General features: G+C 39.7%; 14 protein-coding genes. All 14 read left to right on the top strand.

Translation table 11 applies throughout. The annotated features are described in order from the left end of the window. Positions 1 to 96 precede the first annotated feature (96 nt). The 14 genes from smc to QCD85_RS00625 all read left to right on the top strand — a co-directional run bounded on the left by smc (position 97) and on the right by QCD85_RS00625 (position 13,272). Complete coding sequence (gene smc / locus QCD85_RS00690; RefSeq protein WP_301261350.1) at positions 97 to 3,666, top strand: chromosome segregation protein SMC; 3,570 nt, start codon at positions 97 to 99, stop codon at positions 3,664 to 3,666. 149 nt (positions 3,667 to 3,815) lie between these two features. Further along, positions 3,816 to 4,823 (top strand): signal recognition particle-docking protein FtsY, encoded by a 1,008-nt coding sequence (ftsY, locus tag QCD85_RS00685; protein WP_273615743.1) that lies wholly within the window; start codon positions 3,816 to 3,818, stop codon positions 4,821 to 4,823. A gap of 225 nt (positions 4,824 to 5,048) precedes the next feature. Next, complete coding sequence (gene trhA, locus QCD85_RS00680) at positions 5,049 to 5,699, top strand: PAQR family membrane homeostasis protein TrhA (protein ID WP_273615744.1); 651 nt, start codon at positions 5,049 to 5,051, stop codon at positions 5,697 to 5,699. 178 nt (positions 5,700 to 5,877) lie between these two features. Further along, positions 5,878 to 6,234 carry a putative DNA-binding protein gene (locus QCD85_RS00675; protein WP_273615745.1) on the top strand — a complete coding sequence of 119 codons (357 nt, stop codon included), beginning with the start codon at positions 5,878 to 5,880 and terminating at the stop codon, positions 6,232 to 6,234. Positions 6,235 to 6,318: 84 nt separating this feature from the next. Further along, complete coding sequence (gene ffh, locus QCD85_RS00670) at positions 6,319 to 7,701, top strand: signal recognition particle protein (RefSeq protein WP_301261349.1); 1,383 nt, start codon at positions 6,319 to 6,321, stop codon at positions 7,699 to 7,701. A gap of 55 nt (positions 7,702 to 7,756) precedes the next feature. Next, on the top strand, positions 7,757 to 8,029 hold the full coding sequence (rpsP, locus tag QCD85_RS00665) for a 30S ribosomal protein S16 (protein ID WP_273615747.1): 273 nt from the start codon (positions 7,757 to 7,759) through the stop codon (positions 8,027 to 8,029). A 22-nt stretch (positions 8,030 to 8,051) separates the two neighbouring features. Beyond that, a complete protein-coding gene (locus QCD85_RS00660; protein ID WP_069327413.1) occupies positions 8,052 to 8,282 on the top strand; it encodes a KH domain-containing protein in 231 nt (76 codons plus the stop codon). Positions 8,283 to 8,392: 110 nt separating this feature from the next. Further along, on the top strand, positions 8,393 to 8,914 hold the full coding sequence (gene rimM / locus QCD85_RS00655) for a ribosome maturation factor RimM (protein WP_204824604.1): 522 nt from the start codon (positions 8,393 to 8,395) through the stop codon (positions 8,912 to 8,914). Then, entirely contained in the window at positions 8,914 to 9,645 is a 732-nt protein-coding gene (gene trmD, locus QCD85_RS00650) for a tRNA (guanosine(37)-N1)-methyltransferase TrmD (protein WP_301261943.1), read from the top strand. The genes rimM and trmD overlap by 1 nt, the downstream gene beginning before the upstream one ends. 184 nt (positions 9,646 to 9,829) lie before the next feature. Next, entirely contained in the window at positions 9,830 to 10,201 is a 372-nt protein-coding gene (locus tag QCD85_RS00645) for a hypothetical protein (RefSeq protein WP_301261348.1), read from the top strand. A 197-nt stretch (positions 10,202 to 10,398) separates the two neighbouring features. Further along, a complete protein-coding gene (rplS, locus tag QCD85_RS00640; RefSeq protein WP_069327410.1) occupies positions 10,399 to 10,743 on the top strand; it encodes a 50S ribosomal protein L19 in 345 nt (114 codons plus the stop codon). A 306-nt stretch (positions 10,744 to 11,049) separates the two neighbouring features. Continuing rightward, positions 11,050 to 11,721 carry a signal peptidase I gene (gene lepB / locus QCD85_RS00635; protein ID WP_204824601.1) on the top strand — a complete coding sequence of 224 codons (672 nt, stop codon included), beginning with the start codon at positions 11,050 to 11,052 and terminating at the stop codon, positions 11,719 to 11,721. A gap of 52 nt (positions 11,722 to 11,773) precedes the next feature. Next, positions 11,774 to 12,634, top strand: a complete 861-nt coding sequence (ylqF, locus tag QCD85_RS00630; protein ID WP_204824600.1) for a ribosome biogenesis GTPase YlqF — start codon at positions 11,774 to 11,776, stop codon at positions 12,632 to 12,634. A 17-nt stretch (positions 12,635 to 12,651) separates the two neighbouring features. After that, on the top strand, positions 12,652 to 13,272 hold the full coding sequence (locus QCD85_RS00625; protein WP_273615749.1) for a ribonuclease HII: 621 nt from the start codon (positions 12,652 to 12,654) through the stop codon (positions 13,270 to 13,272). The last annotated feature ends 317 nt before the right edge of the window (positions 13,273 to 13,589 follow it).

Raw genomic sequence — 13,589 nt, 5'->3', positions numbered from 1 at the left:
CGTGAATCAAGAGGCATCGACCGCTTTTTGCTCTTTTTCCATTGATGAAGCAGCAGGTAATTATGCTACAATAGCAGTAGAGGTGAACAACGAACTATGTTCCTGAAAAGAATAGAATTAGCAGGATTTAAATCTTTTGCTGATAAGACAGAAATGGAATTTGTAAAAGGCATTACCGCCGTTGTCGGACCAAACGGTAGCGGTAAAAGTAACATATCTGACGGAATCCGCTGGGTGCTTGGTGAGCAAAGTGCCAAGTCTCTTCGTGGTGGCAAAATGGAAGATATCATTTTTGCAGGTAGCGATAGTCGAAAAGCAGTCAGCTATTCAGAAGTATCGCTGACACTCGACAATGAAGATCAGACATTACCACTTGATTTCGGTGAAGTCACGATTACGCGTCGTGTACATCGTAGTGGAGATAGCGAATATTTGATCAACAAACAATCGTGTCGTCTCAAAGATATCACCGAGTTATTTATGGATACAGGAATCGGAAAAGAAGCGTATTCGATTATCGGGCAAGGACGGATCGAAGAAATACTAAGTACTCGTTCTGAAGATCGACGGGGTATTTTTGAAGAAGCATCAGGTATTGTAAAATACAAATCTCGTAAAAAAGACGCTGTTCGCAAATTAGATGATACCGAGCAAAATTTATTGCGTATTTATGATCTTGTGCATGAGCTTGAAGATCAAATAGAACCGCTCAAAGAACAATCGACCAAAGCGATTCATTTCAAAGAACTGAAAGAAGAACTTAAACATAAAGAAATCTCTCTCTATGTTCATGGGATTGAACGGATTCATACAGCTTGGAGTACAGCAAGTGCCAAAATGGCTGAACTGGAAAAAGTACAACAACGACTAGCTAGTGTAGTATCCGGTCATGATGAGAAGCTTGAAAATGAACGTGGTGCTCTACGTGAAGCTGAAGAAGCCGTAGAAACATTACAAGGACTGTTGTTGCAATATAGCGAGCAGACAGAGAAGTCTGAAGGTCTGGGCGAATTACTCAAAGAACGCCGCCTTAATTTAGAGCAAAATCAAAAGCAATTAGGTGTAGCGTTAGAGCGTAGCGAAGAACGTACCAGTCAGCGCACAGATGAAAGTCAACAGCTACAGACCAAATTTGCAACATTAACCAAGCAGTTACATGAACTACAACAAATGATTGCTCAAGAAGAAAATAGTTTGTTGCAGATCAATGGTGGTATTGGACAGCATCAAGAAGAAAGTTTAAAAGGTGAACTTTTAGAATTGATGAATACAATGGCACAAGCTCGTAATGAAATTCGGTATGCTGATCAACAGACAGAGAATACTCAGCGGCGGATGGTACGAGCTGAAAGCGAATCGGGTAAATGGCAGACCGAGAAAAAACGGCTTGAAGATAGCAAAGCCGCTTCTGCGGTACAAACCGATAAGTTAGCCAAAGAAATCGCTAAAGTACGTGTTGATTATATTCAACATAGTGAGCAATTGCATAAATTGCAAAAGTCTGGCGAAGAAATGCAGACAGCTATTCGCAAATGGGAACAGCGCCGTGAAGCGTTGATATCTCGCCGTGATACGATGCAGGAAATGCAAGAAGATTTTGAAGGCTTTATGTTAGGAGTCAAAGAAGTACTCAAAGCTTCACGCAATTCTCAGCTTCAAGGTGTACACGGAGCTGTTGCTGAACTTATTACAGTTCCTGAAAAATTAGAACTGGCTATGGAGACAGCACTAGGCGCGTCCGTACAGCATGTCGTTATGGAAAATGAAGAAGTATCGCGTAAAGCGATCGCTTTTTTGAAGCAACGTCAATTAGGCAGAGCTACATTTTTGCCACTAGATGTTATTCGTCCGCGTAAGATGCAAGACAATGACAAACGACTTGCTGAAAATGCAGAAGGTTTTGTTGGTATCGGTGCTGAGCTTGTAGGTTATGATGAGCGTTATGCAGCGATCGTAGGCAGTCTGATCGGTAGTGTAGTTATAGCAGAGACGTTAGAACAAGCCAACCGTATAGCAGGGAAATTAGGTTACCGTTACCGGATCGTCACGCTTGAAGGTGATGTGGTGAACGCGGGTGGATCGATGACCGGTGGTAGTCAACACAAAAAGAACAACAATCTACTGGGACGTAAGCGTCAACTTGATCAACTAGAACATGAGATTGTTGAAAGTGAATCTCAAGTCAAACGTCTGCAAAAAGAAATTATCGATGTGCAAAAACGATTACAAGATCATGAAAATCGTCTGGATCAATTGCGAGCAGATGGTGATCGCAAACGTACAGAAGAACAGCAAGTTGCAGGTGAACTCAAACAAATTGAACATGAGTTACGTCATGTGAATGAACAATATGAATTATACGGGCAAGAGAAAAGCAGCTATACCGAAGAGTTAGCAGCTATTGCGAAAGCTCGTAAAGAAGCAGAACAGAAACTGATTGAATTGCAAAAGCAAGAGCAGGCGATTCAAGACGGTATTCAAAATGCAGAAAAAATGCGTAAATCAAATGAGTCTGCTAAAGAGCAATTGCAAGAAAAAGTGACTGATCTCAAAATTCGTGAAGGTAAGCTCAGTCAGGAAATATTTTCGCTGGAAGAGCAGTTGTCTCGTTCACAGGAAGAATCGCAAGATTATGGTCAGGAGTTACAGAGCAATCGTGATCAACTGGCTGTGATTGTCAAAGATTTGGAAAAAAATGAACGAGAACAAAAGCGTCAGCGTGAAGAATTGGAACGTCTACGCCGTAAACGTACAGAGACCAGCGAACAACTAGAGTTAAAACGTGCAGAACGTGCGCGATTACAACAAAAGTTAGAGTTGGAAGAAAACGAAACGCGCGAACAACGAAATGAACTCAAAGTCGTTGAAGATGAACTTCGCAAAATAGAGATTCAAGTCAATCGTCTGGATGTAGAGTTGGAAAATATTCTAGCTAAATTACGCGAAGATTATGAACTCACTTACGAAATGGCAAAAAGAGATTATGAATTACCTGAAGATATCGAGTTCGCTGAAAAAGAGGTACGTCATCTCAAATCTAGAATTACCAACTTGGGTGAAGTCAATCTAGGAGCGATCGAAGAATATCAACGCGTCAATGAACGCTATGAGTTTTTAACACTTCAACAAAATGATCTGGTTGAAGCCAAAACAACGCTATATCAAGTGATTCGCGAAATGGATGAAGAAATGTCCAAACGTTTCAAAGTTACATTCGATGCGATTCGTGGTCAATTTGGAACGGTCTTCAGTAAATTGTTCGGAGGCGGTCGTGCTGATCTTGTATTGATTGATCCTGAACGTATGCTAGAAACAGGGATTGATATTGTGGCACAACCACCGGGTAAAAAATTGCAAAATCTACAACTGCTTTCTGGTGGCGAACGAGCTTTAACTGCGATGGCATTATTATTTGCAATTTTACAAGTCAAACCTGTACCGTTCTGTGTACTGGATGAAGTAGAAGCAGCACTTGATGAAGCAAATGTAGTGCGGTTTGCACAGTATTTAAGAGAGTTTTCAGGACTTACCCAGTTTATCGTAGTCACTCATCGTAAAGGGACTATGGAAGAAGCTGACGTGCTCTATGGAGTCACGATGGAAGAAGGCGGCGTATCGAAGCTAGTCTCGGTCAAATTAGATGATGAAGAAGCAGATATTGCGTAATAATCATTTTTTTGAACGACAGCATATTCGTATACAGCGATAACGATTGAAGTAACATCAATACCGTTAAGATATCTAACGGGATGTATAGGATCGGTAGATATCTTGATATTAAGCACTTTACACTATAGATCATCTGGAGGAATCTCATGAGCTTTTTTAAAAAGTTAAAAGACAGTATTTCTACAAAAACAGAAACAGTAACCAAACAGTTCCGTGATGGTCTGGAAAAAACACGTAAAGGGTTTGTCGAAAAAGTATCTGACCTTGTGATTCGTCGCAAAAAAATCGATGAAGAATTTTATGAAGAATTAGAAGAGATCCTAATTGGAGCAGATGTGGGCGTCAACACAGTGATGGAACTGATTGATGATCTTCGTGATGAAGTGCGTATTCGTAGAATCGAAAATGCTGCTGAACTACAACCTGTATTATCTGAGAAATTAACAGGTTTACTTCGTGGAAACGAAAATACAGGCTTAAACATGCAACCAAGTGGAATTACAGTCATTCTATTTGTTGGTGTGAATGGTGTTGGTAAAACAACAACAATTGGTAAAATGGCGCACCGTTTCAAACAAGAAGGCAAAAAAGTACTACTGGCAGCAGGAGATACATTCCGTGCCGGCGCTATCGAGCAATTAGAAGTATGGGGTCAACGTGCAGGGGTAGAAGTCATCAAGCAACAATCAGGTTCTGATCCGGCAGCCGTAATGTACGATGCTGTACGTGCAGCTAAGCAACGTGGAGCAGATGTATTGTTATGTGATACCGCAGGACGTTTACAAAATAAAAGTAATCTAATGGATGAGTTGAATAAAATTTTCCGTGTTATTCAACGTGAAATTCCAGACGCTCCGCATGAAGTACTGATGGTATTGGATGCGACAACAGGTCAGAATGCATTAAGTCAGGCTAAATTATTCGGTGAGAAAAGTGGCGTGACTGGTCTGGTACTGACCAAGTTAGATGGAACAGCTAAAGGCGGAATTGTTGTTGCGATTCGTCAAGAATTAGATTTACCTGTGAAATTTGTAGGTTTGGGTGAGAAGATCGATGATCTACAACCATTTGATAGTGAGCAATTTGTACATGCTCTATTTGCTGGTTTGATTCAAGAAGAGGAAGAGACAGAACAAGCCGACTCTAAAGAGTAAGTAAGAATAGCAAAACTAGCATCTGAATTAGCAACTACGTTATACTAGAAGTATAAGATATATCATTTCAGACAGTAGCCGTCGAACATTATAATAAGAGATAACGTTCGCTGGCTACTGTTTTTTTATATCTAATAGACACCAATTCGTTTGGTATACATAACCTTTACGCATCAAGTAGATATAGTAGATTTGGGATATTGGTTAGGAGAAAGGAAGTGAATTATGGCTGATACACATACTTATAGCCGTAAAGAAGAAGTAGCTAATGCTGTAACTCATGGTATAGGAGCTGCTCTTAGTATTGCTGCCCTTGTTATTTTGATTGTATTTGCTACATTAAAAGGTAGCCCATGGCATGTAGTCAGTTTTACGATTTATGGAGTTAGTATGTTGCTGTTATATATTAGCTCAACATTGGTTCATGGATTTAGAGATGGCAAAGCCAAAGATTTGTTTGAAATTTTTGATCATTCAGCGATTTATCTATTTATTGCAGGCACATATACACCTTTAATGCTTATTGTTGTTAAAGGAGTTCTAGGTTGGAGTATTTTTGGAATCGTATGGGGTATAGCTATTTTGGGCTGTGCGTTTAAAGCGTATTTCGTCAAACGGTTTTTATTTATGTCGACGATTTTTTATATTTTAATGGGCTGGTTAATCGTTGTCGCTTGGGAACCGTTAACGACCAATATGGCAAGTGGTGGTATTATTTTACTCGCTATTGGTGGACTGATGTATACACTCGGAACGATCTTTTATGTATGGCGCGGATTTCCTTTTCATCATGCGGTCTGGCATCTATTCGTACTCGCAGGAAGCATTTTGCATTTCTTTATGATTTTATTTTATGTGTTGCCGATTCATCTATAAGAATGAAATCGACCTAAAAAGTTCATATTTTGGTCTTAAAATATCAATATTTTGGTTCCATTTATAAAAGTAATAAGATGTTAAGTAATTATGCTTGACATCTTATTTTATTTTTTGCTATGATATAGAACGTTGATGAGGTGTAAAGTGTTTTTCCTTGACGGAGGGAGTGCCCCAGATGAGTCAAGAGAATCGGCTCGATAAAACGACCCGTGTTAATTCATTATTTGATTTCTATGAGCTTCTGCTTACAGACAAACAGCAGATGTTCCTTAAATACTATTTTCATGATGATTACTCTCTTGGAGAGATTGCCGCAGAGTTCAGTATTAGTCGACAAGCGGTGTACGAACATATCAAACGTGCCGAGCAAGTATTAGAGATGTATGAAGAAAAGCTTGGTTTGATGGAAAAGCATTATCGTCGTTTACGCGACCTAGAAGAACTTAAAAACACATTATCTACAAGCGGGATAGCGCATGATCAGCAATCGCATATGATGGATATCGTAGAGCGCTTGGAAGGTAACGATTAATTCATATATACTTATACATGTAACGATATTCGATATAGATACACACGTAGTACATTTAGGTGAAATAAACGGAGGTGAAGACACATGGCATTTGAAAGCTTAACAACACGACTGCAAAACGTATTTAGCAAACTTCGCGGTAAAGGTAAAGTATCTGAAGAAGATGTAAACGAAGCAATGCGCGAAGTACGGTTAGCGTTGCTTGAAGCAGACGTTAATTTCAAAGTCGTTAAAGAATTCATTTCCAAAGTAAAAGAAAAAGCGGTCGGTACAGATGTGATGGAAAGCTTCACACCTGGCATGGTTATTATTGACATTGTTAATAAAGAATTGACCGAGTTGATGGGTGGAACACAGTCCAAACTTGCCAAAGCAGCCAAACCACCAACAGTGATTATGATGGTTGGTTTGCAAGGTGCTGGTAAAACAACCACATCCGGTAAACTAGCTAAAATGCTTCAAAAGCAAAATCATCGTCCACTACTGGTTGCAGGCGATATTTATCGTCCGGCAGCGATCAAGCAGTTGCAAGTACTGGGAGAGCAAATCAATGCGCCTGTATTTACAATGGGAGATCAGACAAGTCCAGTTGAAATTGCTCGTCAAGCGTTGCAAGAAGCCAAAAACAACAATAATGATTACGTGATTATTGATACAGCAGGTCGCTTGCATATTGATGAAGAATTAATGGATGAATTGCGTCAGATTCATGAATTAACGAATCCAGACGAAGTGCTGTTAGTTGTAGATGCGATGACAGGTCAGGATGCAGTCAATGTAGCCGAGAACTTTAACAGTCAATTGCAATTAACAGGTGTAGTATTGACCAAGCTTGATGGAGATACTCGTGGTGGTGCAGCATTGTCTGTCAAAGCCGTAACAGGTTGCCCGATTAAATTCACAACACTTGGTGAAAAGCTAGACGCTATGGAAGCTTTCCATCCAGAACGTATGGCTTCACGTATTCTAGGTATGGGTGATATGTTATCACTGATCGAAAAAGCTCAAATGAATATCGATGAAGACAAGGCAAAAGAAATGGAACGCAAAATGCGTAATGCCGAGTTCACATTTGAAGATTTCTTAGAGCAAATGGATCAAGTGAAAAAGCTTGGACCGCTTGATCAGATTATGGACATGATTCCTGGTATGGGAAAAATGAAAAACCAAAATCTACAAGTAGATGATAAGCAAGTAGGACGTATCGAAGCGATTGTTCAGTCGATGACTGTTCAGGAGAAACAACATCCAGAAGTGATTAATCATAGTCGTCGTAAGCGGATTGCTACAGGGAGCGGAACGTCTGTTGCAGAAGTAAACCGTCTGATCAAGCAGTTCGATGAGATGCGCCGTATGATGAAGCAGTTCTCGGATATGATGGATCCTAAGGGCGGCGGCAAAAACAATAAAATGATGAAACAAATGCAAAAAATGGGTGGCAAAGGAATGAAATTTCCTTTCCGTTAAGCCCAGGAAATGCAATGTATATACTATTGAACTAATTTGAAGGAGGTGAATTTTCGTGGCAGTACGTATTCGTCTAAAACGCATCGGTGCTCATAAAGCGCCTTTCTATCGTATCGTGGTTTCCGATTCTCGGTCCCCTCGTGATGGCCGTTTCATCGAAGAAATCGGTACTTATAATCCAATTGCAGAACCTTCTGTAACTAAGATTGATGAGGAAAAAGCTCTTCAATGGCTTCAACAAGGAGCACAAGCTTCTGATACCGTTCGCAACTTGCTTAGCAAAGCGGGCGTTATGAAAAAGTTTCATGAGCTTAAACAGCAAAAATAATTGCTGATTCGGAGGAGAATCTATGGAACAATTAGTAATGGTTATTGCTAAAGCTCTCGTGGATCATCCCGATGATGTAAAAGTGAACGTTGTGGAAAAAGAGAACTTGATCGTATACGAACTTAGCGTCCATCCGGACGATGCCGGTAAAGTTATCGGCAAGCAAGGACGTATCGCCAAGGCTCTCCGCACGGTCGTTACATCAGCAGCAGTCAAGACTAATAAACGGGTGACCGTTGATATAATGTCTTAAAAATATACGAAAGAGGGTTAGGATGATGTCCTAGCCCTTTTTCGTACATTTTCAATCAAATTTAAGGTAATATAGCATCAATGATAGATTATTTGTTAGAGGAGAATAACATGACTGAACAATTTTTAACGGTAGGTAAAGTAGCTAATACACATGGCATCCGTGGAGAACTCAAAATCTATCCAAATACCGATTTTGCTGAAATTCGCTTTGCAGAAGGTAAAAAGCTATGGATGATCAATGAAGAAAATGGCAGTAAATTAGAAGTTCAAATTGTAAGCTCTCGTTTGCAAAAAAATATGTATGTGGTTCGTTTTAAAGGATTCAGCAATATTAACGAAGTAGAGAAATATAAAGGCTGGACATTGAAAGTATCTAAAGATGATACGATCGAGCTAGAAGAAGACGAATTTTATTTCCACGAGATTCTAGATTGTGAAGTATTTACTGAAGAAGGAACCAAAATCGGTAAAATCGTAGATATTTTAAAACCGGGTGCTAATGATGTATGGGTCGTCCGTCCAGATAAAGGCGAAGAAGTATTGATTCCTTATATCCATGATGTCGTGCTTGATATTAATGTAGAAGAGAAAAAAGTACTGATCCATGTGATGGAAGGTCTTTTGGAATGATGAAGATTGATGTGCTGACGTTATTTCCAGAAATGTTTACCGGTGTTTTTGGTTCTAGCATTCTGGGTAAAGCAGCAGCTAAAGGCATTGTAGAATTGAATGCTATTAATTTCCGCACGTATTCTAAAAGCAAACATGGTACTGTAGACGATACACCTTATGGTGGAGGCGGAGGAATGGTGCTCAAGCCAGAGCCTATTTTTGACGCTGTAGAAGATTTAGCACCTGCGTCTACTTCTACATCTCCACGTATTATTTTGATGTGTCCACAGGGAGAGCCATTTACGCAGTACAAAGCTGAAGAGCTTGCTCAAGAAGAACATTTGATTTTTATCTGTGGTCATTATGAAGGTTATGATGAGCGCATTAGAGAGCATCTGGTGACCGATGAGATATCAATCGGTGATTATGTACTTACCGGTGGGGAAATACCCGCTATGGCGGCTGTAGACAGTATTGTGCGCCTTTTACCAGGGGTATTAGGAAATGCTAACAGTGCAGTGACCGATTCATTTAGTACAGGGCTGTTAGAATATCCACATTATACGCGTCCTGTAGAATATAGAGGAATGAAAGTACCTGATATTTTATTATCCGGTCATCATGCCAATGTCGAGAAGTGGCGGCGTGAACAATCGTTACTGCGTACATTAGAACGTCGTCCCGAATTGTTAGAACAGGCTGATTTGACAATCAAAGAGCGCGAGTGGCTCAAAAATCAGCGTAACTAAATATACATCAGAATTTCGCTGTAGGAAGATCTTCATCGATCCCTTATAGGGAAATTCTTTTTTATGTATACCCTATATACATAGGTGCAACAATAAATAAGCTCAAGTCATCATTTAGAGCATAAGACTGAGCCTACAGTAAGAGCGCTCATAACAAGGTAACAAAGATAGGAGTTCAGACATCATGAATGAATTGCAGAAGGAGTATTCACAATGGTTAGATCGGTTAAGCAGTGACTTGCGCAGTCAAGGATATGCTTCGGTGTTAAATAAAGAGTTTGTAGAGCATGATGCTACGATCGTACTGAATCATTTATTACCGGAATTTACACATCTGATCTATATTGAAGTCGAATCATATAAAAAATATTTTATTGCTGATTATAGCGGTCGCAATACAGTAGTAAAATTAATTGATCGCAGTATCGATCACCAAAAAACAGCCAGACTTCGCACATTAGAAAATAGTCGCTTAACCGATCATTATCTATTTGAGCAAGAAATCAATCGCTTGAAAAGTCTGCAATCTTTATTAGAACATAGCGACTTTGAGTAAGCGGCAATGACGAGGCATACTTATAGCTGATCTCAAATAATCAGCTATTTTATAATTTTTTTGAAAAAGTATTGTTATTTTATGATGTTCTATGATAGTATTAGACTGTTGTGTGAATCTGATGGTCCTCTACGATCAATGATGAGGAATTATTCCCTGAGACGTATGAACATCTGTGTGGAAGGAGGAAGTTATTAATGAATATCATTCAAGAAATTACTCAAGATCAACTTCGTAAAGATATCCCTAATTTCCGTGCAGGAGACACTTTAAAAGTGCATGTTAAGGTAATTGAGGGTACTCGCGAACGTGTTCAGTTGTTCGAGGGAGTTGTAATCAAACGCCAAGGTGGCGGCATCGGTGAAACTTTTACAGTACGTAAAATTTCTTACGGTGTAGGTGTGGAAAGAACTTTCCCAGTAAATTCACCTAAAATCGATAAACTAGAAGTAGCTCGTCGTGGTAAAGTTCGCCGTGCGAAATTGTACTATCTTCGTGAGCTTCGCGGTAAAGCAGCTAGAATTAAAGAATTGCGTCGTTAATCCTTTCGGATACGCGATTGAGAAGGGCTTGGTGAAACAAGCCCTTTTCGTTATTTTTAAGCTGTTATTTATAAAAATGATTAACATCCGATTCCGCCGGACAGCCTTTATACACGGCTGTAGACGGGATTTTTTGTATTTCTTGACGAATAGAATCCTTCAAAATTTGGTTTTTATAAAATTGTGTGTAAAATAGATAGAGTGAAATCGTATAGGTACTTGGTATACACTACATAAGGCTTAGCCGAATATGGTAGTCAGTACATATACAAAGCGCCAATTCAACCAGGAAAGAAGGCATGGCCTATGGAGCAAGACACAAAACCATCTAACAATGAAGTACATGCAGCAAATACGACAGAAGTACAAGAACCTGTCAACACGGGAACTCCAGATTCAGGAACGATTCAACCTGAAAAGAAAAAGAAAAGTGAAACGAAAGAGTGGATCAAAGCGATCGTGGTTGCTTTGTTGCTCGTTGTCGTTATCCGCTGGTTCTTGTTTGAACCGTTTATTGTAGACGGTCCATCCATGCAACCGAATTTTCATACAGGTGAACGTGTGATCGTGAACAAAATTCTGTATGATATCCGTACCCCGCAACCTGGAGAAGTGGTTGTACTAAAAGTACCTTCTCAAAATCGTGACTTTATCAAACGTGTAATTGCTGTTGCTGGAGATACCGTCAAAGTAGAAGGCGACAAAGTAACCGTTAATGGTAAAGAAATCAGTGAGCCTTATATCCAAGCTGCATTAGATAAGGCACATGCACAAGGTAGCGATTATAATATCAATAATTTCCCAACAGAGAACTTCCCTGATGGAACAGTACCAGCAGGTCATGTATTTGTTATGGGAGATAATCGCTCCAACAGTCAAGACAGTCGTATGATCGGTTATATACCGCTTGGAGATATTATTGGACGTGCAGATGTTATTTTCTGGCCGTTTAGTGATGCGAAGTGGGTTGAACAATAAAGCTGCCTAACATATATGGACAGCTAATTTAAAGAAGTAAGGGGGAAAACCGATGGCTATTCAATGGTTTCCCGGACATATGACAAGAGCACGCCGCCAGATCGAATCGAAGCTTAAATTGATCGATATGGTTATTGAACTCGTAGATGCACGTCTGCCACTCTCCAGTCGTAATCCGATGATTGATGAGATTTTGCAGGGCAAACCGAGAATGATTATTTTGAACAAATCCGATTTGGCTGATCCTAAAGTAACTGCCGAATGGGTTGAATATTTTAAGCAAGAAGGACATGCTGTTCTTCCTTTAGACTCAGCAAGCGGACAAGGTATCAAAGAAATTGCTGAACGCTCTAAAGTATTGCTCAAAGACAAGCGCGACAAACGTGCAGCTAAAGGAATGAATCAACGTCCTATGCGCGGATTAATTGTAGGTATTCCGAATGTGGGTAAATCGACACTAATCAATCGCCTTGCTGGAAAAAGTATTGCTTTGACAGGTGATCGTCCAGGTGTAACCAAAGGACAACAATGGATCAAAGTAGGAACAGAAATGGAATTGCTAGATACACCAGGTATTCTATGGCCTAAATTTGAAGATCAAATTATCGGTTATAAGCTGGCTGTAACAGGCGCTATTCGTGAAGAAATTCTAAATGTAGAAGATGTTGCTTACTTCGGTATGAAATACATCTGTCAGCATTATTGGGACAATATCGCTGAACGTTTTGAATTATCTGAACAACCACAAGATTTTGAAAATCCGAATGAAATCGTAGAAATTATGGAAGAAATCGGACGCAAACGTGGTTGCTTAATGAGCGGTGGACGTATTGATTTAGAAAAAGCATCCAAAGTCATATTACGTGAATTGCGTGCAGGTAAAATGGGACGAATCTCCATGGAGACTCCTTAAGTATTGGAGGAATCATCATGTCAGAATTGTTAAAGTATGAACGTGAATGTCTACTGGAAGGTTACCATTATATTGCTGGTGTAGATGAAGTGGGTCGAGGGTGTCTATTTGGAGATGTGATCGCTGCTGCGGTGATTATGCCAGAAGGTGTAATCATTGAAGGCGTGAACGACTCCAAAAAGCTATCTGAGAAAAAGCGTGAGCAACTCTATGATCAGATTATGGAGCAAGCACTTGCTGTAGGTGTAGGTTATGTTGATGCAGCAACGATTGATGAGATCAATATTAAGCAAGCCGCTCGATTAGCAATGAAGATCGCTTTGCAACAATTAAGCGTATCTCCTGACTATATTCTAGTCGATGCTGAAAAGGTTGATCTGGATATTCCGCAACGTTCTATTATCAAAGGAGATGCGAATAGTCATAGTATTGCAGCAGCTTCCATTATTGCTAAAGTCACTCGTGATCGTCTGTGTGTAGGTGAATGGGAAGAGCAATATCCTGGCTACGGAATCGCCGGACATAAAGGATATGCGACCAAAGTTCATCGTGCTCAGATTATCGCGCAGGGCATCACACCATTACATCGCAAAAGCTTTTTAGGTAATTTGTTACTAGAACAACCTACTTTATTTTAAGCATAAAAGTATTGAATTATAGTATAGAATGATTTATCATGCATCTATATTACTTTATGTGAAGATAGAAATAGACATGCTAAGGGAAGAACCCGCATCTTACTATAAAGAGCGGGTTCTTTTTTTGTACAGATAGGCGCTCATGATCAATGCCTTTTTAACCGATAAATAAGATAATCAAGCAGACGAATGTTAAATCAAAATATACATAAGCATAGACTATAAATTGTCTGTATTACTATGAATTTATTTATAGTCTACTTGTTATCTATACCTCAATGTAGGCAACGCTCAAGTAGAAACAATGATAGGAGGGA

The sequence above is a fragment of the Paenibacillus sp. PsM32 genome, from assembly GCF_030433815.1.
In the GTDB taxonomy this organism is placed as follows: Bacteria; Bacillota; Bacilli; order Paenibacillales; family Paenibacillaceae; genus Saccharibacillus; species Saccharibacillus kyungheensis.
This window is presented reverse-complemented; position numbering and strand designations above follow the sequence as displayed.